This is a genomic window from Sphingobacterium kitahiroshimense (assembly GCF_025961315.1).
GTDB lineage: Bacteria > Bacteroidota > Bacteroidia > Sphingobacteriales > Sphingobacteriaceae > Sphingobacterium > Sphingobacterium anhuiense.
In genome coordinates this window covers 1,154,985-1,179,339 of sequence record NZ_JAOQNK010000001.1, presented here as the reverse complement: position 1 = coordinate 1,179,339, position 24,355 = coordinate 1,154,985, and the positions used below count along the sequence as shown (strand labels likewise).

Annotated in this window: 31 protein-coding genes; 22 read left to right on the top strand and 9 right to left on the bottom strand. The window is 32.8% G+C overall.

Annotation, left to right across the window (positions count from 1 at the left end; genetic code table 11):
* The first annotated feature begins 7 nt into the window (after positions 1-7).
* Positions 8-439, top strand: coding sequence for a hypothetical protein (locus M2265_RS05345; protein WP_132773336.1), 432 nt, complete (start codon positions 8-10; stop codon positions 437-439).
* Between the two features lie 996 nt (positions 440-1,435).
* Here M2265_RS05345 and M2265_RS05340 read toward each other — a convergent pair.
* Complete coding sequence (locus M2265_RS05340; RefSeq protein WP_132773338.1) at positions 1,436-1,903, bottom strand: hypothetical protein; 468 nt, start codon at positions 1,901-1,903, stop codon at positions 1,436-1,438.
* 212 nt (positions 1,904-2,115) lie between these two features.
* Positions 2,116-2,958, bottom strand: a complete 843-nt coding sequence (locus tag M2265_RS05335) for a tetratricopeptide repeat protein (RefSeq protein WP_132773339.1) — start codon at positions 2,956-2,958, stop codon at positions 2,116-2,118.
* Here M2265_RS05335 and M2265_RS05330 point away from each other — a divergent pair.
* From M2265_RS05330 to M2265_RS05305, 6 genes are all read left to right on the top strand, one after another.
* The gene (locus tag M2265_RS05330; protein ID WP_132773341.1) at positions 2,936-3,325 is read left to right on the top strand and encodes a hypothetical protein; all 390 of its coding nucleotides are present in this window, start codon (positions 2,936-2,938) and stop codon (positions 3,323-3,325) included. The two genes, M2265_RS05335 and M2265_RS05330, sit on opposite strands and share 23 nt — an antisense overlap.
* Positions 3,326-3,799, top strand: coding sequence for an RNA polymerase sigma factor (locus tag M2265_RS05325; protein ID WP_132773343.1), 474 nt, complete (start codon positions 3,326-3,328; stop codon positions 3,797-3,799).
* The gene (locus M2265_RS05320) at positions 3,792-4,385 is read left to right on the top strand and encodes a hypothetical protein (protein WP_132773345.1); all 594 of its coding nucleotides are present in this window, start codon (positions 3,792-3,794) and stop codon (positions 4,383-4,385) included. Before M2265_RS05325 ends, M2265_RS05320 begins: the two co-directional genes overlap by 8 nt.
* Before the next feature lie 7 nt (positions 4,386-4,392).
* A complete protein-coding gene (locus M2265_RS05315; RefSeq protein ID WP_132773347.1) occupies positions 4,393-5,244 on the top strand; it encodes an alpha/beta hydrolase family esterase in 852 nt (283 codons plus the stop codon).
* A gap of 208 nt (positions 5,245-5,452) precedes the next feature.
* The gene (locus M2265_RS05310; protein ID WP_132773349.1) at positions 5,453-6,226 is read left to right on the top strand and encodes a hypothetical protein; all 774 of its coding nucleotides are present in this window, start codon (positions 5,453-5,455) and stop codon (positions 6,224-6,226) included.
* A gap of 103 nt (positions 6,227-6,329) precedes the next feature.
* Positions 6,330-6,785, top strand: coding sequence for a hypothetical protein (locus M2265_RS05305; RefSeq protein WP_132773350.1), 456 nt, complete (start codon positions 6,330-6,332; stop codon positions 6,783-6,785).
* A gap of 20 nt (positions 6,786-6,805) precedes the next feature.
* On the opposite strand, the gene M2265_RS05300 is transcribed toward M2265_RS05305, so the two are convergent.
* The 4 genes from M2265_RS05300 to M2265_RS05285 all read right to left on the bottom strand — a co-directional run bounded on the left by M2265_RS05300 (position 6,806) and on the right by M2265_RS05285 (position 10,141).
* Positions 6,806-7,288, bottom strand: coding sequence for a toxin-antitoxin system YwqK family antitoxin (locus M2265_RS05300; protein ID WP_132773352.1), 483 nt, complete (start codon positions 7,286-7,288; stop codon positions 6,806-6,808).
* Positions 7,289-7,309: 21 nt separating this feature from the next.
* Positions 7,310-8,551, bottom strand: coding sequence for a hypothetical protein (locus M2265_RS05295; RefSeq protein ID WP_132773354.1), 1,242 nt, complete (start codon positions 8,549-8,551; stop codon positions 7,310-7,312).
* A 149-nt stretch (positions 8,552-8,700) separates the two neighbouring features.
* The gene (locus tag M2265_RS05290) at positions 8,701-9,435 is read right to left on the bottom strand and encodes an SMI1/KNR4 family protein (RefSeq protein WP_132773356.1); all 735 of its coding nucleotides are present in this window, start codon (positions 9,433-9,435) and stop codon (positions 8,701-8,703) included.
* 181 nt (positions 9,436-9,616) lie between these two features.
* Complete coding sequence (locus tag M2265_RS05285; protein ID WP_132773358.1) at positions 9,617-10,141, bottom strand: hypothetical protein; 525 nt, start codon at positions 10,139-10,141, stop codon at positions 9,617-9,619.
* A gap of 270 nt (positions 10,142-10,411) precedes the next feature.
* Between M2265_RS05285 and M2265_RS05280 the strand changes: the two genes are divergently transcribed.
* The 6 genes from M2265_RS05280 to M2265_RS05255 all read left to right on the top strand — a co-directional run bounded on the left by M2265_RS05280 (position 10,412) and on the right by M2265_RS05255 (position 14,098).
* A complete protein-coding gene (locus tag M2265_RS05280; RefSeq protein ID WP_132773360.1) occupies positions 10,412-10,861 on the top strand; it encodes a nuclear transport factor 2 family protein in 450 nt (149 codons plus the stop codon).
* Between the two features lie 207 nt (positions 10,862-11,068).
* On the top strand, positions 11,069-12,052 hold the full coding sequence (locus tag M2265_RS05275) for an Rpn family recombination-promoting nuclease/putative transposase (protein WP_132773362.1): 984 nt from the start codon (positions 11,069-11,071) through the stop codon (positions 12,050-12,052).
* Between the two features lie 146 nt (positions 12,053-12,198).
* Positions 12,199-12,375, top strand: coding sequence for a hypothetical protein (locus tag M2265_RS05270; protein ID WP_165905982.1), 177 nt, complete (start codon positions 12,199-12,201; stop codon positions 12,373-12,375).
* A gap of 238 nt (positions 12,376-12,613) precedes the next feature.
* A complete protein-coding gene (locus M2265_RS05265) occupies positions 12,614-13,024 on the top strand; it encodes a Fic/DOC family N-terminal domain-containing protein (protein WP_207902508.1) in 411 nt (136 codons plus the stop codon).
* A gap of 23 nt (positions 13,025-13,047) precedes the next feature.
* Complete coding sequence (locus tag M2265_RS05260) at positions 13,048-13,713, top strand: Fic family protein (RefSeq protein WP_207902509.1); 666 nt, start codon at positions 13,048-13,050, stop codon at positions 13,711-13,713.
* A 241-nt stretch (positions 13,714-13,954) separates the two neighbouring features.
* Positions 13,955-14,098, top strand: a complete 144-nt coding sequence (locus tag M2265_RS05255) for a hypothetical protein (RefSeq protein ID WP_021187894.1) — start codon at positions 13,955-13,957, stop codon at positions 14,096-14,098.
* Positions 14,099-14,245: 147 nt separating this feature from the next.
* On the opposite strand, the gene M2265_RS05250 is transcribed toward M2265_RS05255, so the two are convergent.
* The 3 genes from M2265_RS05250 to M2265_RS05240 form a co-directional block, all read right to left on the bottom strand.
* Positions 14,246-16,915 carry a carboxypeptidase-like regulatory domain-containing protein gene (locus M2265_RS05250; protein ID WP_132773364.1) on the bottom strand — a complete coding sequence of 890 codons (2,670 nt, stop codon included), beginning with the start codon at positions 16,913-16,915 and terminating at the stop codon, positions 14,246-14,248.
* Positions 16,905-17,726, bottom strand: coding sequence for a GLPGLI family protein (locus M2265_RS05245; protein ID WP_132773366.1), 822 nt, complete (start codon positions 17,724-17,726; stop codon positions 16,905-16,907). The genes M2265_RS05250 and M2265_RS05245 overlap by 11 nt, the downstream gene beginning before the upstream one ends.
* Before the next feature lie 68 nt (positions 17,727-17,794).
* The gene (locus M2265_RS05240; protein WP_021187890.1) at positions 17,795-18,013 is read right to left on the bottom strand and encodes a hypothetical protein; all 219 of its coding nucleotides are present in this window, start codon (positions 18,011-18,013) and stop codon (positions 17,795-17,797) included.
* A 724-nt stretch (positions 18,014-18,737) separates the two neighbouring features.
* Here M2265_RS05240 and M2265_RS26940 point away from each other — a divergent pair.
* The 9 genes from M2265_RS26940 to M2265_RS05200 all read left to right on the top strand — a co-directional run bounded on the left by M2265_RS26940 (position 18,738) and on the right by M2265_RS05200 (position 24,268).
* Entirely contained in the window at positions 18,738-18,914 is a 177-nt protein-coding gene (locus M2265_RS26940; RefSeq protein ID WP_132773368.1) for a heavy metal-binding domain-containing protein, read from the top strand.
* Positions 18,835-19,086 (top strand): heavy metal-binding domain-containing protein, encoded by a 252-nt coding sequence (locus tag M2265_RS05235; RefSeq protein WP_132773370.1) that lies wholly within the window; start codon positions 18,835-18,837, stop codon positions 19,084-19,086. The genes M2265_RS26940 and M2265_RS05235 overlap by 80 nt, the downstream gene beginning before the upstream one ends.
* Positions 19,049-19,549 (top strand): hypothetical protein, encoded by a 501-nt coding sequence (locus tag M2265_RS05230; protein WP_132773372.1) that lies wholly within the window; start codon positions 19,049-19,051, stop codon positions 19,547-19,549. Before M2265_RS05235 ends, M2265_RS05230 begins: the two co-directional genes overlap by 38 nt.
* A gap of 347 nt (positions 19,550-19,896) precedes the next feature.
* Positions 19,897-20,349 (top strand): hypothetical protein, encoded by a 453-nt coding sequence (locus M2265_RS05225; protein WP_197086622.1) that lies wholly within the window; start codon positions 19,897-19,899, stop codon positions 20,347-20,349.
* A 31-nt stretch (positions 20,350-20,380) separates the two neighbouring features.
* Entirely contained in the window at positions 20,381-20,767 is a 387-nt protein-coding gene (locus tag M2265_RS05220) for a hypothetical protein (protein ID WP_021187887.1), read from the top strand.
* A gap of 355 nt (positions 20,768-21,122) precedes the next feature.
* On the top strand, positions 21,123-21,425 hold the full coding sequence (locus tag M2265_RS05215; protein ID WP_132773374.1) for a hypothetical protein: 303 nt from the start codon (positions 21,123-21,125) through the stop codon (positions 21,423-21,425).
* Between the two features lie 76 nt (positions 21,426-21,501).
* On the top strand, positions 21,502-23,028 hold the full coding sequence (gene istA, locus M2265_RS05210) for an IS21 family transposase (protein ID WP_132771070.1): 1,527 nt from the start codon (positions 21,502-21,504) through the stop codon (positions 23,026-23,028).
* Between the two features lie 2 nt (positions 23,029-23,030).
* Complete coding sequence (gene istB / locus M2265_RS05205; protein WP_264599342.1) at positions 23,031-23,807, top strand: IS21-like element helper ATPase IstB; 777 nt, start codon at positions 23,031-23,033, stop codon at positions 23,805-23,807.
* 47 nt (positions 23,808-23,854) lie between these two features.
* The gene (locus tag M2265_RS05200) at positions 23,855-24,268 is read left to right on the top strand and encodes a hypothetical protein (protein WP_132767225.1); all 414 of its coding nucleotides are present in this window, start codon (positions 23,855-23,857) and stop codon (positions 24,266-24,268) included.
* Positions 24,269-24,355 lie beyond the last annotated feature (87 nt).

Below are 24,355 nucleotides of genomic sequence, written 5' to 3'. Positions count from 1 at the left end.
TGGACAGTTGCTATCCGATGATTTAACCGGTGCGCAGTTTAAGATCATTAGCAAAGCTATCAGCAGTTCCAATCTTATCGATTACGATCAGGTGGCGAAACTGTTAGCAGGATCTTTATTGGCAAAAAAGGCAGCATTGAAGGTACTTACCTTAGACAAAGACTGGTATTCCGCTCAAGATATTGCCTATCTACAGACATTGAAAGGAGAGGGCTTGGTACAGCTATTTCAAGAAGTAGTTACAGTTAAACAATCTAAAGGATTTTTCTCTTCAAATAAAGAAGTTTGGGAATGCTCATGTGGCAATAGCAATGACCTTGATGCTACAGCATGTAGTTCTTGCACAAGGGATAAGCGAGGTTTTCGGGCGGAAGAATTAAAACCTGAAGCCGTGCTGAAGCTGATTAATAGGAGGTTAGCGGTTATTGAAGGAATTTAATGGTGAATAGAACTATTTTTCTTTTTTATTCTTTAATTTTCGGTTTATATTGTGGTCGATTTTGAGAAGAAAATATTAAGCCAAGAGTCTAAGTTATCTTTTATAAAAATTGTATTGCAGTTATTATAAAAGAAGATTGATATTAACCTTTTCACTCCTTAATCAAGATTGTTTTTTATTAAAGATTAGAATGGATTTCATCCTGTTTAGGGGTTTAATTCACGATAGATTGCGAATCTGTTTTGCTCAATATCTATTGTGTGATTAGTTATAATGATAACAAAAAAATGACATATAATATTAAGCAATGAGATTAAATTTGAAATTTGTAATAATACTATTATTAAATAGTAGTCTGTTATGAGTTGTAAAAAGGATCCGCGTGTAGGTCCTTATATTTAAGATAGTGTACTTGTTAATGTATTAGATGAGCAAGGTAATGATTTATTAGATCCTTCAGTAAAGGTTGAAAAATCAATAGATATTAATAAACTTCAACTAATCTACATATTAGGCGGAAATCAACGTGTACAGTATCCAGGAGCAACGTTAGTTAAACCAACTGATGTGCATAAGAATTACAGATTGCTTTTTGCAGTTAATGCTGATAAACGTGAAAAAGAGCATGTCACATTATTAAAATGGACTTCAGAGCAAGTGGATACTATAAAATCGACTATTTATTTTACAGAAGATTCAGCTGGCGTTTTCTGCAGACAGTTAATTCATGATAATGTTATCGTTTGGGATTCAAAAACGAGCAATACTATAAGAATGTTTACTATCACAAAGTAGAAATATTATAAAAAATTAAAAGGCTTAGAATAATAATCTAAGCCTTTTTGATTATGATTCAGGAGAGACGAATATAATACCTTCAGACCACATAGCTGTTTAGGGGATTTAACACCTGAAATGTTTATTGAAAATCAGGTCAAAATAGCAAATTTTTCTACTTTATAATACTCCTGAAATTGGGAGGACGTCAATTGCAGATTAATCTGTCCGTTTGTTTTTCTTACTTTTTATTTTGGTGTATAATTTATTAAAATCTTCTGTTTCAATTGTTCTTTCGTCAAGTTTCATTTTGGATCCTTTATCAGTTACAATTGTAATCCGTCTAAATATTAGATACTTTTTGTCACTTGAAAAAAGTCTAACTATATTAAATGGATTATTAAAGTGGCTGGTGTCAATTACTTTTTTGTCATAACGAACCATACTCTCCAAGTTAATAGTACGTTGAAACAGTCCTGAAAAATTTGTCTTTAATAGTTTATTTTCTTTAAGCTCAAATGTCTCAATTTTCCAAAGTCCGAAAAGTATCATAAATGTACCGAAGCTGAGCCATACTACTGAAAAAGGTGTAAGTTTAAAACTTAAATTTATAAACAGCAGAAGGATAAAAAATAAACCATAAGAGATAATTATTATGGGTATAGTCTTGTCGGTTCGCGTCTTCATGATTTACTACTAAAATATTGGTATCTGTATATTTTTTTAGAAGCTTAGGCTGCGTTTAAAATGAGTGTCTTAAGCACCACTAAATGTATTGATTCAGCATCACTATAAACTACTCTCTGAAATCATAATAATAAATAATCACTTTATAATTTGCAAAGTTCTATCTTCAGCGGTATAAAATTTTGCTTTATTTAATGAACCCGACAGGTCATTTAATCACATAATGATTTCAGTTTTTCAAAATCTTCATCTACTTCAAAACTGGGATGCTTTTCAAGGTCAAGAGAGAGGGCTTTTTTGAAATCTTTGCAAGCATTTTTTTTATCCTCAAGATCTAAATAAATGCCCGCTCGAGTTAAGTATCCCACACTATAATTTTTATTAATTTTTAGAGCTTTATTTATATCTTCTAATGCCTCTTCAGGTCTATTAAGTTCTTTATAAGTAACAGCTCGATTGTTATAAAGTATATGGAGATTAGGCTCATTAGGAAATTCAATAATTATTTTTTCATAATCCGCTAGTGCTTCATCATATAGTTTTAATTTTTTTTTAACGTTTATTAAATTGGCAAATGATTTAAAATCTTTCGGAGATATTTTTAACTGTGATTCTAGATCATTTTTTGCATTCTCATAATCTTCTAATCTTATATAAGAATATGCTCTATCAAAGAAGATATCCTCAAAGGAGGGTTTTATTTCAATTACTTTTGAATAGTCAGAAATAGCTTTTTTAAATTCCTTAACGTCTTTATAAACACCAGCCCTAGCATAGAGCGCATCAATGTTATCTGGAGATAACTCTAAAAATTTAGAATAATCCGCTATTGCAAGCTCAAATTCTTTACGAAACCGATGAATGTTACCTCTATTTGCATATGGGCCAGGTAAATTAGGATTTAGGTTTATTGCTTTATCAAAAGCTGAAAAAGCTTTATCAGATTTATCTTTTTTAGCATATTTTATGCCAAGCGAATTTAGTTCATCTGCAGTTTGGGCAATTAAACTTTGACACAGTATAAGTAAAACTATGATAGATAATAATTTTTTCATTTTGGATATATCTAAAGCTAAATATTATGGTATGTCAATATACAAAAAGTTCTATAAATGGACCTTCCACAATATAATAAATCTTCCTTCAGCTGTGAAAACAGGTAAAAGTAGATCACAACTAACTTTTAGACAGATTGCCGGTATCCGAGAGTCTGCCTTTAGTATCTCTCAGTTATTTACAATAGCTGATGGGGAAGAGATTATTAGACAAGGTTTTGCTCGTTGGCCAGATGTAATAGTAGGGGAGTTGAAACTACTTAAAAAGAGAATGGTTGATTTAATGTGTAGTGACTGGATTTTTATTTCAATATTAAATGTTTTTATTAGTTGTAACATTCTATCACTTTTCGTATTTATATTATAGATGGTTTTTGAAGAATTATATAAAATGTATTCTCATAAAGTATTCAGGGTTTGTCTTGGATACTTTAATGATGTAGATAAAGCAAAAGATGTTACACAAGATACTTTTATTACGGTTTTTGAAAATTTTAAATTTCTGAAAAATACCGAAAATATATCCGGTTGGATTTATAGGATTGCGAGTAATAAATGTTTAAGAATAATTGAAAATGAAAAAAAGAATAAGCAGGTTTTTGACTATGACTTTCTAAAGGCAGAGGATGAAAAAACTACTGTTTATGAAGATGATTTTGTGAATCTTCATAAATGCATTAGTGAACTTGCCGAATTAGATCGTATTATAATCGGTCTTTACCTTGAAGATGTTGGCCAGGAAAAGATTGCGGATATTGTTGGAATCAGTTACGCTAATGTAAGGGTGAAAATACACAGAATTAAAAATATTTTATCAAAAAAAATGAAACGAAATGGCTGATGGCTTTGAACAAATAAAAAACATGTGGCATTCCTTTGATGATAGCTTAATAGTTGACTATAGTGAATTTCAAAATGAACTTACCCAACTAAGAAAGCGGAGGAGAAGAAGCATATTATACTGGTGTATCAGCGTTATTATATTTTCAATCTTCGCTATAGGATACGTTATTTATACTGATGAGTTGAGCAGTATTTATAAAAGTGTATCGGAATTTATAATTCTATTTACAGCTATTTATTTGCTTATGAATTCATGGAGAAATATCAAAAAGCAAAACAAAGAATATTTATTGAGCAATATTGATTTTTTAACAAGTGTCTCAGACCTAGAAATGAAGAAAACTTTGAGACAAATTGTAGCCAATTGTATTTGTATAAGCTTTATAATAGTTGCAATACTTCTCTATTTTTTAGATGAATTCATTCTATCGCGAAATTGGCTTCTATTAAGTATATCAATCTTACTTGTTTCTCTACTAATACTTTGGGTAATATTGAAGCCTATCTATGTGAAAAGAAAAAAAAATCAACATGAAATATATTTAGGTCGAGCTGGCGTCATTTTAAAAAAGATAAACAAGTAAAATAATTATGAAAACCCTATTATTAACATTCACATTTTTAACAAGTTTTGTTTTTGCACAAACTAAGGCCATTCAATACAAAGAAACAAAGAGAAAATATATTGTATACACTCCTAAAGGATACGATGTTCAGAAAAGCTATCCGGTCGTTTTCAATTTTCATGGGAGCGGTATGACACCTGCCGAGCAGATGTTGTATACCAAACTAAATCATACAGCTGATAAATATGGCTTTATTATAGTCTATCCCAAAGGGATTAAAGAAGATTGGAATGTTGGTTACGGAATGTCTTACAAAAATGGAACAGATGATATTGGTTTTACAGATGCATTATTAACACAGATTGAAAAAGATTATAACGTGAATAGCAAAAAAGTCTTTGCAACGGGTTTGTCCAGAGGTGGTTTCTTTTGTCATCGAATTGCTGCGGAGTTATCTCATCGGTTTTCGGCTGTTGCAAGTATAGGTGCCACACTTCCAGATTCGGTTGCTTATTATAATCAAAATAAAAATGAAATTGGTGTTTTAATGGTACATGGAAAAGCAGATGAAATTGTTGATTATGAAGGGAAGCATGGAGGATATTCTTCAGCAATGAATTCCTACGACTATTGGAAAGGAAGTTTATTTACTGACGAAAAATCCACTAAAATTAATAAAGTGAAGAATGACCACACGGAAGTTGAAATTTTGGAATCCACTTATGGAAATAAGTCCGTTATATTGATTTCTATTGATAACGGGGGACATACTTGGCCAGGAGCTGATGATTTTAATATAGGATTACCAATCGGTCTCACATCCAAAGAATTTGATGTAAATGAATATATGTGGAAATTCTTTAATAAGCAGAATTAATATTTAGTAGAAATTGATTCTTTGGGATGTTAGGTCCACTATTTTAATAGGGAGATGTTTTTGGTGAAATTCTATTTTCTAGAAGATAAGTAAAAGGCACTTGATTGATTCCAGATACCTGGACTTGCAAATTTAAAATAAATTAAATGTTGAAATATTCATCATTAATCAACATATTTGATCGGGAATAATAATGCCTCTTTTTAAAATGGGTACATTCGATTTTTTGAAACGATGGAATAGCAAACCTTCGATAAAGAAGAGATTAAGAAAGCTGCTTAATTCCCTTTATGAATCATTTTCTGATAAGCAATACTTTCAGCAAAGTGTAGAGTACAATCGTGTGGATGAATGGGGGCTTGCAATTGAAAGTCTGATAGAATTGGGTGTTACAGGACCGTCGCATTTTACTAAAGAAGTGTGGGTTGAACTTTGCAAATTGGCTAGTGAAATAGGGCTAGATGAAGACGCAAACTATTGCCGAGAACAAATTGACCTGATCGCTTCCGAAACTTATGAAGGATATGAGCTAGATGAATTGGGATTTACAAAGTCTGAATTGGAAGAGTATGACAAGCACGTCAGGTTTTACTATACCAATATCGTTAATTCGCTTATTCTGTTCACTTATAAATCTAGAGAACTAGAGCTTATGGCATCTCCGATTTTCGACCCAATGACAGAGCTTTATCAGGAATTGGAATATGCTTATACACCTGTGTGCTTCGAAACGGTATTTAGAAATAACCTAATACCAAGCATACTTAAGCAAGAACTATTGTCTTTCAAAACTAAGGTCGTTCAAATGCCAAGTGAGATATGGGATTGGGAATATTTGGAAGAACACAGGAGCTGGATAGAATTTAGAACTGATGCTGAAGCAATATTGAAGAAAATGGAAATAACGCACCGGGTATATGACTACTCATTCACCAATATAATATCATCAAGCGGAGAAGTGATGAAAAAGAAAGAAAAGTGAAGATGGCTGACATCTGATCCATTTTGATAAACTCTTTTTTAGAAGAAGTAGCATCTCAAAAATACCTCATTTGTGATGTTTTTTAGAATAAATAATTAACAATATGACCTTAGAAAATCGAAAGTCGTTCTTAGAAATTAAAGTGATTTGGAAGGATGACGAAATGTTTGAGCTAAGGGTAACAGCGTCAAACATTAACTTTTTTGGAACAACAGATGTATATGATAAATCAGAATGCTTAGCTAATTTCGCGAAGACTTTAAAAGGTTTTCCGAATGATAACGAAACAATATTCTATGAATTAGGAAAGAAAGACTGTTATGCTTACTTTTCTATGAAATATTATTCAATCGGTAAAAGTGGTTATATTGGAGTGGAAATAAATCTCGAGAGCGATGTGCCAACTGTATATCGACAAGAGGAAAAGAATAAAATAAAACTGGAAATTATTGTTGAGCCAAATGCAATTGACAATTTTCAAAAAGAACTATTTTATATTGCTTCTAGAGAAGAAGGAGTAGCCACACTGCTCGCCACCAATGATATACTTTACATTTAACAAGTTTGTTAGCAAGACGCCTATTTAATCAATTTTCCGTCTTTATAAGTTTGAATGGCATTCTGTTTTCCATCTTCACTTGTCATTTCCCAAATACCGTCATATATGCCATTCTTCCAGTTTCCTGTAGCCCTTTTGTTCCCATTGGGAAACCAGTAAAGGTGTGTGCCGTTAGGTTTTCCATCAACAAATTGACCTTCCCGTGCTTTTTTTCCGTTTGGATGCCAAAACTCCCATAATCCATTCTGTTTCAGATTCTCTATTTTACCGCGAGAATATAAGATTCCATTCAGATAATAGGTGTCTTTCATTCCATCAGTGATAGGTTTAAAAGTAAGCTCTCCACGTTTTGAAACATCGAGTTGCTGGCCTTTTGCAAAATCTTCTTTTGCTATTAATGTATCACCCAAATATACTTCGTACTCATCCAAATTAACCGTTTGGGCTTTTGTACTGTAGAAGCATGCTACAGTTAGTGCTATTATTAAGATTATCCGATTCATTTTTTAGTTAATTTAAACAATTCAAAGGTACTCCTCAAACTTTTGAACTAGTTGTTTTAAGGCAATTTTAAATTCATTTCTGTCGAACGCTAATTCTTCGTTCTTTTTTGATTTGAATAGATAGTGATAATTGTAGTAATTCCAAACCATTTTTAGCACTGGACTATCGTGTAATGATAGGAGCTCTACATACTTTTTCTCCTGATAAGCTAAATCACCAATTACATTAATGAGATTTACGTAATCTTCTAATATATCATCTGGAATATCTTGTTTTACAAAACCTTTCATTATTCGATTGGGCGAGTAAATGATAGCTTCCGATGTTAATAAATCCTTCATGTTAAGTAGCCATTGTGCTAAATTAATAGGAGGATTAAAGCTTTTGTCATTATCCTTAAGTAACTGGAGCAAATCGTTAATCGTGTGAGCATATAGGATCTTTCCATTTTTCCATGTAAGCAATTTATCATTTTGATCAATATCTTGATACCATATAAAAAACAAAGATGAAATATGTTTCAGTGGTTCATATTTAGAAATCCAGATATTATTGTTTTCACAAAAATTTGAAAAGATGTCTTTAGCTGTCATTACTTTACCGTAAACGATCCTATTGTTATTAACTCCTTTTTCCAAAGCATAATCTGGATCAATCTTTTTATTGATGAGTTTTGATAGAGCGATTTGGAGAGAAAGAGGACTAAGTTTTAATTTCAATTTTTCTTTAAGAAACAGATATACGGTAAGTGCATATTTAGCTTTGTTAAAATATCCATTTGAGATAAGTTTCTTTAAAATTTTTAATAAATCATTATTTACCTGTGCACGATTTCCTTTATTGATTTCAATTTTCCATCTATAATTTTTTTTTGTGCCGTCTATAAATGAAACAGTAAACTTATAGTAGATTAATTCAGATTGAATATTTTTTTCAAAAATGTAAGAACCCTGAATATCTATAGTTTCTTTACTTAAAAGTTGGTTTGGAATGATTTTCTGAATACCTGTAGAGGCAATGCTTGGTAAAATATCAAGAAATTCCGATTTAATATCTTCTTTGTTGAATGGATTGAGAATTTCAGTGAAATACTTATCATGCTTCCCGAATAGAAAGGAAACTTCTCTTTCTGTGATTCCTTTCTTTTTACAGATTCTATAAAAGTTGACAAGAATTTCGAAATCCATGCGCGACATATTTCTGCTACGGTTCTCTATTATATTTTTTTGTTTAATTCTTCTTCTTCCATTAAATCTTTCCATTGGCTAAGCAAATTAAGAATTAAATCGCGCATTAGTATATCTGTTCAGATTAAAAGTATTGATAATCGGAACTACAAAATACTTTATAAATTTAAAGCACAAGAAGTAATCAACGCTGTTTTGGTTATTTTTACTTTGGATTTTCAACATTATTTACTAAAAAGCCTTGCGAAAAAGCCCTTTTTCTTATTCAATTTTTCGAATGCCCATATTAATTTCGACTCATGTCTCTTGATATGTGACACATCCGATCCTAATTTTCCCCAAGCAAAACCCGAATTATTTGATTTGTTTTGTAAATCCGCAAATAGATAATTTTCAGGAAATAGTGTAGCAAATTGTATTATATCGTCATCATGAGATTGTAGCATTGCTTCTCTTGGTATCAACCCGTAGTTTCTTTCCCATATATCGAAAACGGACTTCTCATGCACCTGATCTAGATGTGATTGTTTTCCCCTTTCCCCAAATTCGTCGATATGCAAAATAAATTCTTTTAGATTTTCGGAATGTTTTATGACAACAGCTGGATCGTGGCATACATAAAAAACATGGCCCCATTTGCCATTCTCATCTAAATCTAAAATCCAAAAATTTCCAAATCCGTCTCCCGCGAGTTGAATTGTATTTGGGAAAAAATCTTCAAAACCAAAGGTATTCACTGTATCAAAAGTAATCTTCTCAAGTGGTCCAAATTTAAAACCGCGAGCATACAAGAGTAATTGATATATTTCTTCTGGTAAATTATTATTTGGAAGCTGGTTTTTTAAGTTTTCAATTTCTTCATCAGTATAGGGAGGCAGTAACTCAATTTGATAAGATTCTCCATCTTCAGCAATGTAACTCTTGCCACTAAGAGATTGTAGTTGTTCTTTAACCGTCATACCTTTAATTTAGTTAAAATATATTTATACGTAATTGCTCATGTGTAATTTTCACCCTTGTTTCTGCTAGATATGCATTATCGTTGTCCAGCATTGGCAACGTTATTCAAATTACATTGATGACAGTGGTTTGAAAATTTCAGATGTTTCACTAATAAAGAAAACTCTTTTTGCCTATTTTTTATTTTTGTATGACCGCGATCGGTTTTGCTTCTAAGTTGTAATAACTGAATATTTCAGCTATTTCTTTATTATTCAATAATGTTAAATTAGCTTTCGCAAGTATCGCTTCCTCATCTTCCATTGAACGCATCAGGATGACTTGATATACCTCTTTCTTTTTGTCCAGACCAATTTCTTTATGTGTTAACATGAATTTTTCATATGCCCTAGCCATCGCTAGCCAAATAGCTATTTCATTATCAGGGTTTTGGTCTCTCTTAAAGTTTGATATCGTTTCTTCCAAAGTGCTTGGATTTACTTCCGAAAAGGCTATCTGAATTTTTGTTATTTTTTCAATTTGGTCATTATTTAGCGTGTCATGAACAACTGGTCCCAAAGTCAAATCGTTTGCGTTCATTGTCTCATTATTTGTAGACTTATTATCTGTGTTACAGGATAAAATTGTTAATCCAAAAATTGCCATTAGTGATAATGTAACAAACTGTTTATTAAAAATTAAAATCATATTTTTATCTATTTTCATTGGTCTTAATTTGATTAGTATCGTATAATAACAACAAGTAACCCAATATAAGCATGTTTTGTGATTTATTATAGAGTTGATTTAAACATTTAAACAAGCTCCGTATTTGTGCTGAAGAGTTTACCCGATCCACACAACTTCACCTAGCCATTTCCACTATTAACCGAGTTTTTAGTTGGTTTAGTCGAATTGCCATAAGATAGGGGCGATTTACACCCTACTTTTGAATCAATAAATAAAAAAAAACTAACAATATAACATAAAAACATTATGAAAACTTTAGCAAAAACATTCGCAGCAGCAGCTTTGATCGCCGTATCAACATTCAGTATGGCAGCGGGCAAACCAGAGGTATCAAATCCTAAAAAAGCGGTGGTCAATTTATCTACAGCAGATTTGGCCATTGATCATTACGTTGCGGTTATGACAAAAGGGCAGTCGGCAGGAGTAGAGCAATTGTTTACTTCAGATTTTAAACAGAAAGTACATGCCACAACAGATAAAACCAACAGCCGTTCAGAAGTAATTTCATTTTTGAAAAAGCAAAAAGGCGAGCAGTTAAATTGTAAAACAAGCACAACTATTGTTGAGCAATCCAGTGATTTCATGGTTGCAAAAGTAACCCAACAGTTTGAAGGTTTTACCAAAACCGATCTTGTGACTTTAGTCAATGACGGCGGTAACTGGAAAATATCGCAATCGATCAACTCGTATAAGTAATATACTGTTTAATCATATGTTTAGGTAAGGCCATGTCGTAAGATGTGGCTTTTCTTTTTTCTGTTGTATTTCTAAAGACTGATTCAAGTTGCACTAGCCGACAACAAACGACTACTGTCGACTACAAACGTTTAATAACCGGCTAATAATTTTAGTTTTTCTGATGTTTGCTTTATGTAATTAATTATTTAAGCAAAAGCTAAAATTATGAAAAATCACGTTCAGCCCGTTTTTATTGATCCAACCACCGATGAAGGATTCAAGCGGTTATTCGGAGACAAGGTCAACCTGATCAACTTTCTTAACATCATTTTTCGTGGTCGAAAGACCATTGTTGATCTGACGTATAGAGATACCGAGCGTATCGGTGCAACCGAAGAGATCGGTAAAGTTATCTTTGATCTAGTAGTTCAGATCAGTACAGGCGAAGAGATGATCATTGAGATGCAGACCAGCAGTCAGACTAATCTAAAGCAACGCATGCTTTATTATGCCAGCAAGGTTATTTCAGATACGGCTCCCAAAGGAAACCGTAAAGCCTGGGGCTATGCCATTCCCGAAGTTTATACCATTGTCCTGATGGATGGTTTTCATATGCCAGGAGGTGATCATAAAACCTATTTTCATGATACTTGCCTGTGTAATAGAGATTCAGGGCAAATTTTTTACGAGGGTTTGGGGTTTATCTATTTAGAAATTATTAACTTTGTTAAAAGCGAAGCTGAGGTTGAAGACGAACTTGATAAAGTATTCTTTATGCTCAAAAATATGTCTACGTTAAAGACCTTGCCACGGATCATGAAATCGGCGGTATTTCAACGATTCTTTCAGTTGGCCAGCTACGCAAAATTGACAAAGGAGGAACGAACTATGTATGATATTAGTTTAAAACGAAAATGGGATGCCGAAGCAGTGCGGATGTATCAACAGGAACAAGTTGAAGGACTAGAAAAGCAATTGGGAGGACTAGAAAAGCAATTGGGAGGACTAGAAAAGCAATTGGGAGGACTAGAAAAACAATTGAAAGAGGCTAAGCAAGCATCCAAGAAAGCAGTTGTAATTGCTAAAGCCCAAGGCGAACACAAAAAAGCCATTGAGACAGCTTTAAAATTTAAAAAGATGGGCTTACCTATTGCAGATATTGCAAAAGGTACCGGTCTTACCATCGACGAGATTGAAAAGCTGAAATAAATTAAATAGATCATATAGATAAACGTATAAAGCCATTCTGTCAAGAATGGCTTTATGCGTTTAATACCATCCTTACGGCTTCCCGTATTTTTTATTCAAACCGATGCTTTATTTTCGGGCTTTTAAAACAGTATTCATCATACACCATGATCGTTACCAGTACCAATACCATTAAGGGGAGAGAAGTCCTGCGTTATTTTGATCCCATTTCAGCAACAGCTGTTATTGGAGCCAATGCTTTGAGTGCAATCCGGAGCGAGCTTAGTCTTGTTTGCTTCGCAGATCCCTTCGGGATTCTTCGGTGGGCGCTCCCGCAATTATGAAAACAAACTGTAAAAACTACATAAAAGCATCTTATTATTAATAAAGTAAAGGATCCAGTATCTATCTATTGGATATTATGGTGTCGTAAATATTTACTAAGTTTGTGTTAACTGATGGCTTTAAGGAGTATTCTATACGATTGTAATATAGCTAACTATGATGTTGTTGTACTCGTCGTGTATTAAATTTATTTTTTGATACAGAACTATATTTAAGACTTTTATTAATTAATACGTAATGAGTAATTATACTATCCCAAATTTACCGTTAAGTGTAGATCTCGAAACAAAAATAGTTTTAAAAAAATTAGTTTCTGCTCATAAAGCTTTAGCAGAACTGAATGGAGTCTCCGAGACCATTCCTAATCAACAAATTATTATTAATACACTCGCGTTACAAGAAGCAAAAGATAGTTCTGCCATTGAAAACATTATAACTACGCAAGATGAACTTTTTAGCAGTGACGCAATTACTGATAATTTTGCTAGTCATGCAGCTAAAGAAGTTTTTAATTATGCGACAGCTTTAAAAAGTGGTTACGAATTAGTTATTAATAAAGGGTTAATAACTTCTAATAATATTATTGCCATTCAAGCTATATTGGAGGAAACGAGATCTGGTTTTAGGAAACTACCGGCACCTCTTTAAAAAACGATCAAACTGATGAAGTCATTTATACCCCACCTCAGACTTTTATTGAAATTGAAGATTTAATGTCCAACCTTGAGAAGTTTATCAATAATGATGAACAATCAGATTTAGATGCATTGGTGAAAATGGCTATTATTCATCATCAGTTCGAAAGCATTCATCCATTTTATGATGGTAATGGTCGGACAGGTCGTATAATAAATATTCTATATTTGGTTAAGGAAAATCTTTTAAGTCTACCTATTTTATATTTAAGTAGATATATAAATCAGAACAAGGCTCAATACTATGAGTTATTGCAATATACAAGAGACTCTGGTGAATGGGAAAAGTGGATTATGTTTATGTTAGATGCTGTTGAAAAGACCTCCGTGCAAACAATTGAAATTGTTAAAGGAATCAAAGAAATAATGCAGTTTTATAAAAATAAAATTCGAAGTGAGCTCCCGAAAATTTATTCTCAAGATTTAATAAATAACTTATTTAAGCATCCTTATACTAAAATTGAGTTTTTTGTTGAGGATCTCGGTATTTCCCGTCAGACGGCTTCTCGTTATTTGGATCAATTGGTAGCGCTCAAATTGGTTTATTTACAGAAAATTGGAAAAGAAAATTTTTATATAAATATAGAGCTATATGATTTTTTAAACAAAGCAGCTCATCTTCATAAATTGATATATGAATAGCATTTTGTGTTTTACGTGTTATAAAAAGATTAAAAATGTAACACGTGGTAATTACGTGTTATAAAAAGATTAAAAATGTAACACGTAAAATAAATCAAATAGATCATATAAAATAAACATCTAAAGCCATTCTGTCAAGAATGGCTTTAGATGTTTTTATGCCATCCTTATGGCTTCCCGTATTTTTTAATCAAACCGATGCTTTATTTTCGGGCTTTTAAAACAGTATTCATCATACACCATGATCGTTACCAGTACCAATACCATCGAGGGGAGAGAAGTCCTGCGTTATTTTGATCCCATATCAGCAACAGACGGTATTGATAAGCAAACAATAGAAGATTATGATCAAGACCTGACCAAGAATCTAGACAGGCTGTGGTAAGTTGTTTATCATTAGAGAGTTACTTTCCATCTGCAGTTTTGCGGGGTTGATATTGCACAAAGCAACGGAAAACGAACTCCCATGGGGTACCGACTATTAAAGATCGAATAGCCCAAATGGTTATTGAGGATATTTTAGAACTTATAATTATCTAAAATTAAATTTAATTGAAAACAATAGTTGTGAAGGTCTTAACTGGTAGCTAGACTTGATTATTTGTGCTTGATCAAAATATAGTCTTGTAAAATCTCGATTATTTATGATATTATTCCACTTAATTTCAAAGTCAATTTTCTTTTTTTCTATAGAAAAACGATACAGAAGGTTTAGAAATGGATAACTATTTTGATTATCTTGATAATTAAAGATGTAATAATCAAGATTCACATGAAATGCATGTTTTTCGATAGGGATAACATAAAAGTTTAAAAAGTGATTTTGTTGATTAAAATCAACCTGATTTAACATGCTTTTAGAAGTTCCTAGTGTGAAAGAATATTCATATTCAAAACCTAACGAGCTCAATTGATTATATGTTATTTTAGCTTTTGCAACATAGTTATTTACCTTATTTTCAATGAACTGATTTTGAATTAAAGAGTTTGTATTTAATAATGTATAACCAGTATTAAATTGAATGTTACTACGAATGTTTTGATAATATTTGCTCACATTGCCTAGGAAAGAAATTGAATTTCTTCTGTTTTTCATTGGTAGCAACTCGAATGATCTTTGTCCGTTATCTAAAATAGTTTCCGAATAAATATAATCTTTCTGTGTATTTGTATAATTCAAAGTGATATAACTCGCTATACTATTAAGTGGATTATTATATTTCCATTGATTTTCAATTTGAAACTCTTTCTGACGGGACAGATCTATCGGCATTTTAGTCACATTCAATGCATTCAAAATAGGATTATTGTAAATTTGATTAACATTTCCAAACGTTCGATTTATTCCGCTTGACATTTGCCACTCCCAAAAGTTTGGAAGTTTTAAGTTTGTGCGAATATGAGGTTCGAAAAATAAATTATTTCCTTTGTTCTGATACTCTAATGTTTTGATGTTATAGTACTGCAAGTTAAATGGTAAGTCGATTTTTATTTTAAACCGATCCGTATTTCTGCTGATGATCATACTTCCGGTTTGTATAATGCGATTGATTGCAGTTTGATTCGAACTTAGAGATTCATTCAAGACATATAAATTAGATAACAAATCATTATGAACAGTTTTTAAATCTAAGGCTGGTGAGAAAATCCATTTTCCTTTAAAAAATTGCATTGATAGGCTATGAAATGTTTCTAGGTCTTTCGTATCTAGAGACTGTTTTAGCGTGTCTTGGGTTTGGACATCTAATTCAGGAATTAGGTATATGTTTTTTGATTTCAACAAGTAATTATATTCACTATGCTGATATTTGATATTGGATTTATAATTAATCTGGTGAATCTTGTTTTTACCAATTACCGTAGTACCTGTCAGAATATTTTGAAAGCCGACACTTGGTGTTGTTATATTTTGTGCTATTCTATTTGAATTCAGATCTGTGTTGTTATCAGTTAATTTGCGATTGTATTGGAAAGTGAAATTGTTTTTCAAATAATTATTCTTCCCATTTTGTTGAATAAAAAATGTTCCTTTCAGGTTTTTGTCCTTTATGTTATTATTGACACTTTCTTCGTAAGTTAAAATTTCCTCCTTTTCATTATTCTTTAATAGAATTGTAGTATTTTCGTTACCCTGTGTCCGGATATTATTCTGCCAGGTATCAATATTCCATTTTATTTCCCAATCACTGTTGAGTGGTTTTAATATATTTGAGGAAAAAACATTTGATTTATTATCTAAATAAATAGAAGATTTTAATGGAGGCAGCGAGAGTGTATTGGTTTTTAAAAAGTTTGTAAATGCAATTGGTTTTAAGTTTTCACTAATACCACTCATACTGACATTCGTAACATCATAGGAAGCTAGAATATCTTCCCCAGTATTGTTACTTTTTAGATCTATAAGAGCTTGAATATCCTTAGTGAACAACATCGGTGTTATATTAACATTCCACAATAAGGGGGATGCTCCCGCGCCGATACCTGCTCTTCCAGATAAGGATACATTTTTTTTTAGTCTAATATTAAATGCAGCTTGATGAGAAGGGATTTTTCCTTCCAACATCTTAATTGGTTGATGGTTTTGGAGAATTTCAACAGATTCAACATCACGATTTGATAAAGCATTGGTAATGGTTCCATATCTCAATTCCATTAAGTCTTTACCTTCGACATAAAATTTGTTGATATATTGACCATTGTATTTTATTGTTCCATTTGGATCAACCTCAACGCCAGGTATTTTTTTTAATACATCTCCAATTGTGCGATCTTGATTGTTGGCAAAATTATTTATTAAGTATACTAGAGTATCACCTACAATTTTTATAGCAGGTTTTTCAATAGACACTTCTGGTATTTCAATAATGCGACCATCTAATTGAATAGAGATATGTTGATTTATATTTTGAATTTTTTTTGCGGCTCTACCATCAGTTAGATGACTAAACGCTAAATTGATTGATTTAGATTGATTTTGGAACTCAAGACTAAAAAAACCATTATTATCACTAAAACTATACGCTAAAACCGAGCTATCTGAAGGTTGGATCACCTGAATATTTGCTTGTGAAACAGCTTTACCGCTTTTATTTACAATAGTACCTGTTATTTTCGTTTGTGCGAAAATAACAATGTATACTCCTAATAAGACTAACGTAAGGAAAATACGGGTATAATAAAATAAGAATCTTTTAAGGCTCAAGTGTTAATTCAATAGGGTTGTTATATTTCTTTTTTTCCTCATCCAGTTTTTTTTGTCTGATTTCGATAAAATCTGGCATTTGCTCACTCTTTATTGTTTGACCTTCAAATAGCGCATTTGTGAATTTCCCTTTATAAATGACATTTCGCGTATTTTCTTTCGTCATTTTCACAATACCACTCAATTCACTTTTAGGAAATATGCGCGGAGATCTCTTTATCTTAAATATTTCAAATTTATGTGTGTTTAATTCATCTTGTATCGATATAATTAATCCTGGTAAATTATAGAATTTGTAAGGACCAAAAGGAACTGGTACATCTTTAGCATACCATGCGATCCAATTTCTTCCAAATAGTTTTGTCGTTGCTTTCAGACACACAATTCCTAAAATAGTTCTTGTTTCCTTAGATAACACCCAATTAGGAATGAATTTCTCTTGATATTCTGGATAAATTAAAGGATTTACTTCCGCTACTTCTTTAACTTTAATCGTATTTGTTGTACGATTAATATTAATAAAATAATCGTTATTTGAACGGTATTTCAAACCTGTCATCATTTTTGTGACATCATCACCAGAGGTATAGCTAGATATCGACTTTAAACTGTCCAGCATGTAACTAGCGCTAGAAGTAAACACTGATTCTTCATTGTTTACTAATAAGACCATATTTTCATCCTGGTATTCTTTCGCATTAATGTCTGTTTTATATGAATACTTGTACTGGACCATAGTACTGTATTTGGTTTGAGCTAAACTGACATTTACAAAACAAATTAATATAAATAAACTTATACTGTAATACATATATAAAATATTATTTTAAATTTAATGACGCTATACATACCTGTATAGCGTCTAAATTTAGTTAAAATTTAACTAATTTCAATAACATGCTTTTCGGGTATACTACCACAGCCTAAAACTTGATAATAATACATGTTGGCAGTCATTTGAACAGCATTTAAAACAGTAGGGCCTGATACAGTAAAAGATACACCACAACTTGTATTGTAAGTAACAGTGAATAATTTTGCGAATACAGATGTGCTTACAATTACACAAAGCGCAATAAGTGTTAAGGTTTTTTTCATATTATTAAGTTTGTAAAATGATTAGTTATATTGTTTAAATATATTGTTATTTTTAGATGTTAACAAATAATATTTAAAAAATAAAGAAATAAATAGTCGAAATGTGGTGAGTGATGTAAGTGAAAATTCGTTTAAGTTATCTTTGGAGCGTGTGTTTCGTGTGAAAATATAATTTTATATTATCTATTTGAGATACTAGTTTCTCATTTATTTATCTGAGACACTTTGAAATGCCTCAAGATCTCTATATTCCTTCAACGCAATTGATGATAATGTATTTCCAAAAGATAACATACAAAGATATTATTCTGAGAAAAGTGTAATTGCACAAGGGTGGCATTTAGAGATGGTAGAATCAGGCGGGTATGGCTTTATCTATGATCCGACTGCCTTAAATCTATTTCTTATACCTTTCTTTAAAAGATTTTTGAATATTAACTGACATAAAACTTTATCTAAAGTTTTATTATTCATCACATTTCATACTTTAGTGATTGTCGTCGAGCACAAATAAGCCATTGAGCCAGCTTTGAATTTGAAAGAGATAGGTTTGTCTATTTAACAGATTGCAAAAGGAACAGGCCTTACCATTGACGAGATTGAAAAGCTGAAATAAATTAAATAGATCATATAGATGTTTAATACCATCCTTACGGCTTCCCGTATTTTTTAATCAAACCGATGCTTTATTTTCGGGCTTTTAAAACAGTATTCATCATACACCATGATCGTTACCAGTACCAATACCATCGAGGGGAGAGAAGTCCTGCGTTATTTTGATCCCATATCAGCAACAGCTGTTATTGGAGCCAATGCTTTGAGTGCAATCCGGAGCCAGCTTCGTAGCGTTTGCTTCGCAGATCCCTTCGGGATTTTTCGGTGGACGCTCCCGCAATTATGAAAACAAACTACAGGAGCTTTATAAGAGCGTAGTGGAGTCTTTAAAGCAAAATGCACGTAGCTATCGGGCAGATGCCGTTATAGGCTTCAGCGTCAATATTGATGAGCTCTCGGGCAAAGGTACGCCGATCGTTTATGATCACCGCTATCGGTACTCCTGTATTGCTCAATGAAATTAAACATATACAAGCAGAAGCGGTAGGTGGAGATATCGATGGATCTGTTATTAAGAACAAAGTCAAAGCAAGCCTGATCATAGAACGCTATACCGGTATCTATACCATGGACAATGCTACAGCCGAGTTTATAGCCACATCCCGATTGACCGAATTTGTACCCCTGCTATTCAAAGCGATGAATGAAACAGGGGAGGATCAAGAATTCAAAGACCGTCAAGCTACGCTCTTTCGTTATTTTGATTTCCTGGACAAAGATCAAGCAATAGCCATACTCTATGGACAGTTGCTATCCGATGATTTAACCGGTGCGCAGTTTAAGATCATTTGCAAAGCTATCAGCAGTTCCAATCTTATCGATTACGATCAAGTGGCGAAACTGTTAGCAGGATCTTTATTGGCAAAAAAGGCAGCATTGAAGGTACTTAGCTTAGACAAAGACTGGTATGGGATTGGTTAATGTAGCCATAGCAATAAACTGGACTCTAGTTAGTTATTTTTAATGATCAGAGTTTGGTATGTATAGTAGCATTATCCTGTAAAAGGATCGATGTATGATTGGTAATAAAGAAATGGAATTAATGATCAAATTCTTTATATAGAAGAATTGAATATTTTAATCACAAAACGATAGCTTTATAAATGAAAACATCATCTTGGCGTTGGTCCAATTTCTTTTTAGGGCGTAAAAAAAAGAATTAAAGTGAAATATTAATGCAGATTTCTATTTCGATCATAATACTAAAAAAGTATTTTTGGAAAGTATTAGATATGGTTTTTAAATAATTGTGGCTGGTAAATTTGATTATGATTTATAAATATTACATTTCAGTTTCAGGTGATAATTTAATTCCCGAAAAATTTATGGGTAAAATTACTGGCGATTTTATTATTGATTCACATTTCAAATCAACTGATAAACGGGATTGTGATTTAGATAGAACTTATGATTATGGTGGAATTTCATTTTGGCATCCTAATAAATTTTCAACAAGGGAAAATATTTTAGATTATGAAAATGATTTTGTAAAGTTTATCGAAGATAACTATAGATTGTTTATTGAGAACTCTGCTACTGATTTTGAAATTTATATGGAAATTTATTCAGATGGAGGTCAATGTAATTTTGAGATTTTTAGTAAAATACTGTTGAAAAAACTTGCTAAGTATTCAGTTTCTTTGCCAATTAGTTTTTATGTCCTTAAAATTAGGCAAATGAAAAAATGGGAAAAGGAAGTAGGTATGAGTTGGAGGAAATAATAAAAAAGTTTTGACAATCTGCTTAATAAATATGACCTATTTTAAAAAGTTTGTTTATGATTTAAAGCCAGAATATTCTCTCCTAATAGAAGATGATGGTAAGGTCTGTTATGCATACCTATACATTAACAATAAAATAGTTGGTGATATCTGGTTATATAATACAATGAAAAGCCCGGTTAAAGCAGAATGGCACAGTCCAGATAATTTACCATTTTTAAATCCTATTGAATTTATCAAAGAGAATATCGAAACATTTGATGATGAAACCAATATAAAAATCAAGTGGGGCTTGGATAATAAAGTTGTTGCACTGATTTATATTTCAAATAGATTGATCGCTAGGTTATCAGAAGGTGATTTCCCAGGTAGCTCAAGTTTAGTAATTAAAGATGGGCCTCTTGCAATCGTAATGTAGAATTTAATATTGGAGAGCAAGTTTATGAGAATATAAGTAATAATAAGATTTGGACTATGATTAATAAATCGATTTGATTACAAAATGGGTATCAATCAATTTTATAATTTCATTGGTAAAAATGACGGTCTCCTAATTTTATGATTCCTCCCCAGAAAAACAATAGCAGCATTATCTGGAGATGAAAACTTGATCGGACAACTAAAGACTCTAGAAACTTCGAAAAGTAAGCATGTAATGTCTGAAGGAGCAAATAAAGGCTCGAATAAGAGACTCTTACGATGATGAAAAATTTGATCTTAACCTCTTAAGAAATCCACATAATTTGATTTATAAATCTAATAATGAAAACAAAATGATAAGAACCATTCTAATAATTTTGATTTTTGCCTTTATTTTTTCGTGCAACTCTAACGGTTCAAAAGAAGTCAAGGTTAATAATTCGAATAGGGACATTGAGATACGAGTAGAATCTGTTAAGAAAATAGAAAATCGATTAGGAAGAAAAATTAGTATTCAAGAATATATTCTCAGTCAGGATAATGAAGACTTTTATGAGAGAGTCAGTACTTTACCTATTTTTGGTAGAATCAAAGATGGTGTAAGTAGCAACTTTGTATCAACAGATTTTAGCAAAAGTAATTCGCCATTACATTAGCTAAAATTAAAAAAAGGCCGCATCTTTTGGTGTGAAACAAAATCAATGTCGGCCTCTTAATAAAAACAGAGTTTTTATGTGGTACAAAGTTAAAGAATTAATTGGATCGGGACTAAACATAAGTCAGATTCATGTTGAAACCGGTTTAGACCGGGCTACAGTACGCAAGTATCTGTCACTTTCAGAAAAAGGTTTCCATGACTGGATCTCACGGCCCAGAAATCTCCCCAAGAAACTTTCGGTCTATTACAGTTATGTTAAAGAAACCCTGGAACTTCAGCCCTATCTATCCGCAGCACAGGTTGAGGATCGCCTTATGGAGCGATATTCCGACCTCCCTACGGTACATAGCAAAACCATCTATAATTTTGTCAGGAACATCCGTCTTGAACATGGTCTGGTAAAATACAGGGATAAACAGGCGCGTGATTATGAAAAATTGCCGGATACACCTTATGGCCAGCAGGCACAGGTTGACTTTGGACAGGCCTTTATGCAGACCGACACCACTTACCAGATGAAAGTTTACTTCTTTGCAATGGTACTGAGCCGCTCACGGCAAAAGTTTGTTTACTTCCAGAACCATCCGTTTACCACAACAACAGCTGTTTATGCACATGAACTTGCTTTTGAGTTTTTTCAGGGTATCCCTCAGCAGATCATCTATGACCAGGACCGGGTATTTATCCAGGAAGAAAACCTTGGCGATATCCTGTTGACTGACGGTTTCCGTTCTTTTTGTGACAGTAACCCATTTGAACCAGTGTTCTGCAGAAAGGCTGACCCTGAATCAAAGGGAAAAATAGAAAATGTGGTCAAATATGTAAAGCATAACTTTCTTCGTGGACGCTTATATAAAACAGTTCCTGTCCTGCAGAAAGAGGCTCTGGACTGGCTTAAAAGACGTGGCAACGGAAAAGTACATGGCAGCACCGGTAAGATACCCCATAAGGAGTGGCTGATGGAGCAAAAGTATCTGCAGTCTATCACTGCTGTTCCAACTTTACCTAAGACAATGTTACCTGAATACTTTGTAAGAAAAGATAACTGTATTACCTATCGTGGCAATTACTATAGTCTTCCATCTGGAAGTTATAAAGGTCAGGGAACCAAAGTACTGCTTGAAATCAAGGGGAGCAGTATGTGCATCTATAGCGAAGCGAATCAGATAGTGGCACGGCATATCATCTCACAGCAGAAAGGCTATATCGTACGTCTTGAAGGACATAAAAGAACCGGTTCAGACCGTGTTGAACAAACAACAGCAGAAGTGACCGCTCTTTTTAACAATAATAATGGGGTCATTTATCTTACGCTTTTAAAAGAAAACAGACCGAGGTATTACCATGACAGCCTAAAAGTGATCCTTAAAAATCTCAGGAGTGCATCGCAGGAATCTATAGATCAGACATTGGGCATATGTCTGGAAAACAAAATCTTCAATGCCTATGAATTCTCCCAGGTTCTCAATCTGCAGAAGAAACTGCATCCTGCAGGCACAGAATATCTAACAGTCGGATCCAGTGCTGACACTACGCATTTACAGCAGGGCCTAGATCCTGAAACCAGTAATATCAATTATTATGAATCTATACTCAACTAATCATGGAACAGATCAAACAAATCAAAGAACATGCAGAGACATTGCGTCTGACCAATCTCAAAAAAGCTCCGGAAGAACTGATCCATCGGGCACAGATCGATAAACCGTCCTATATGGATTTTATCATGGAGATATTGGCAAGTGAAGTGAGCTACCGAAAATCGGCAGATCTGGAAAGAAGAATCCGGCTGGCCAAATTACCCAAGCATAATGATCTGGACAGCTATGACTTTAATGTGTCCAACGGATTATTAAAGGCTGAACTGGCTCAGCTCAGAGAGTTGTTGTGGCTCGAACAGAATTATAACCTGATACTGATGGGACCCAGCGGAACAGGAAAAACATATCTGGCAGCGGGGCTGATCCATGACGCTCTGATTGCCGGCTACCGTGCATATTTTCTGAGTATGGAGGAACTAACCAATATCCTCAAGATGAAGGATATCACTGTATCGGCAATGAATGCGTATAACCGGCTATTAAAAGCACATGTACTGGCTATTGATGATATCATGCTTTTCCCTATCAATAAAGTTCAGGCTGTGGCTTTCTTCAATATGATCAACCACCTCCATGAACAGGCATCCATCATTATCACAACCAATAAGTCTCCAAAACAGTGGGCAGAAACGCTTGAGGACGAAGTGCTGGCAACAGCATTATTGGATAGATTATTATATCGATGTGAGGTTGTTAAATTGAAAGGAACAAGTTATCGGATGGATAACAGACAAACGATCTTCCCTGAAAAAAAACAAGAAAATACACCGGAAAAGTAAATGTATTTTTTTGAAGAAAAGTGGTGAAATACTTTTGCTAAAAATTGATGAAAGTAAATTTGCTATTTACAGATGGTAAAATGTTTACAGGTTTAGTAATGTGGTTTAAGCATTATTACGATGAAAACATATCTTCCAAGGGTACTTTTCATGATTTTTTAGAAGATGTTATGAATAATCAACAAGATATAGAGGTTATTGAGAAAGTCGTTACTGAAAGTTATATGTTTTCAAAGAGTCCAGAAGTATTTCAACATGTGGAAAATCCAATATCAAAGATTATTAGTCAATTTACATATAAAAAAGAAACTGGAGATCAGTTTTATATTAAGAAAAAATTTCTGGAATCCTTCGGTGTCAAATATTCGATAGCATACTTATTTTATAAAAATGGATATGTATTGATCGAAGATGGATACGAACCATCTTCTTTTTTTCTTCCAATCAACAAATTATATTAATGGCAGTATATTATTCTTTTGATATTTTTTGGTATTCGCATTTGTCTTTATCAACGATCTTTAGCTCAGCAAAGAATCTCATTTTAG

Bases quoted from the DNA above. Each gene is read 5' to 3' on its own strand.
- M2265_RS05340 (WP_132773338.1), bottom strand. From the start codon at position 1,903: ATGAAGACGCGAACCGACAAGACTATACCCATAATAATTATCTCTTAT.
- M2265_RS05285 (WP_132773358.1), bottom strand. From the start codon at position 10,141: ATGAAAATAGATAAAAATATGATTTTAATTTTTAATAAACAGTTTGTT.
- M2265_RS05300 (WP_132773352.1), bottom strand. From the start codon at position 7,288: ATGAATCGGATAATCTTAATAATAGCACTAACTGTAGCATGCTTCTAC.
- M2265_RS05325 (WP_132773343.1), top strand. From the start codon at position 3,326: ATGGTTTTTGAAGAATTATATAAAATGTATTCTCATAAAGTATTCAGG.
- M2265_RS05290 (WP_132773356.1), bottom strand. From the start codon at position 9,435: ATGACGGTTAAAGAACAACTACAATCTCTTAGTGGCAAGAGTTACATT.
- M2265_RS05265 (WP_207902508.1), top strand. From the start codon at position 12,614: ATGAGTAATTATACTATCCCAAATTTACCGTTAAGTGTAGATCTCGAA.
- M2265_RS05220 (WP_021187887.1), top strand. From the start codon at position 20,381: ATGACCTATTTTAAAAAGTTTGTTTATGATTTAAAGCCAGAATATTCT.
- M2265_RS05245 (WP_132773366.1), bottom strand. From the start codon at position 17,726: ATGTATTACAGTATAAGTTTATTTATATTAATTTGTTTTGTAAATGTC.
- M2265_RS05225 (WP_197086622.1), top strand. From the start codon at position 19,897: ATGATTTATAAATATTACATTTCAGTTTCAGGTGATAATTTAATTCCC.
- M2265_RS05270 (WP_165905982.1), top strand. From the start codon at position 12,199: ATGATCGTTACCAGTACCAATACCATTAAGGGGAGAGAAGTCCTGCGT.
- M2265_RS05275 (WP_132773362.1), top strand. From the start codon at position 11,069: ATGAAAAATCACGTTCAGCCCGTTTTTATTGATCCAACCACCGATGAA.
- M2265_RS05335 (WP_132773339.1), bottom strand. From the start codon at position 2,958: ATGAAAAAATTATTATCTATCATAGTTTTACTTATACTGTGTCAAAGT.
- M2265_RS05315 (WP_132773347.1), top strand. From the start codon at position 4,393: ATGAAAACCCTATTATTAACATTCACATTTTTAACAAGTTTTGTTTTT.
- M2265_RS05215 (WP_132773374.1), top strand. From the start codon at position 21,123: ATGATAAGAACCATTCTAATAATTTTGATTTTTGCCTTTATTTTTTCG.
- M2265_RS05320 (WP_132773345.1), top strand. From the start codon at position 3,792: ATGGCTGATGGCTTTGAACAAATAAAAAACATGTGGCATTCCTTTGAT.
- M2265_RS05255 (WP_021187894.1), top strand. From the start codon at position 13,955: ATGATCGTTACCAGTACCAATACCATCGAGGGGAGAGAAGTCCTGCGT.
- M2265_RS05330 (WP_132773341.1), top strand. From the start codon at position 2,936: ATGATAGATAATAATTTTTTCATTTTGGATATATCTAAAGCTAAATAT.
- M2265_RS05295 (WP_132773354.1), bottom strand. From the start codon at position 8,551: ATGGAAAGATTTAATGGAAGAAGAAGAATTAAACAAAAAAATATAATA.
- M2265_RS05280 (WP_132773360.1), top strand. From the start codon at position 10,412: ATGAAAACTTTAGCAAAAACATTCGCAGCAGCAGCTTTGATCGCCGTA.
- istA (WP_132771070.1), top strand. From the start codon at position 21,502: ATGTGGTACAAAGTTAAAGAATTAATTGGATCGGGACTAAACATAAGT.
- M2265_RS05200 (WP_132767225.1), top strand. From the start codon at position 23,855: ATGAAAGTAAATTTGCTATTTACAGATGGTAAAATGTTTACAGGTTTA.
- M2265_RS26940 (WP_132773368.1), top strand. From the start codon at position 18,738: ATGATCGTTACCAGTACCAATACCATCGAGGGGAGAGAAGTCCTGCGT.
- istB (WP_264599342.1), top strand. From the start codon at position 23,031: ATGGAACAGATCAAACAAATCAAAGAACATGCAGAGACATTGCGTCTG.
- M2265_RS05310 (WP_132773349.1), top strand. From the start codon at position 5,453: ATGGGTACATTCGATTTTTTGAAACGATGGAATAGCAAACCTTCGATA.
- M2265_RS05230 (WP_132773372.1), top strand. From the start codon at position 19,049: ATGATCACCGCTATCGGTACTCCTGTATTGCTCAATGAAATTAAACAT.
- M2265_RS05240 (WP_021187890.1), bottom strand. From the start codon at position 18,013: ATGAAAAAAACCTTAACACTTATTGCGCTTTGTGTAATTGTAAGCACA.
- M2265_RS05305 (WP_132773350.1), top strand. From the start codon at position 6,330: ATGACCTTAGAAAATCGAAAGTCGTTCTTAGAAATTAAAGTGATTTGG.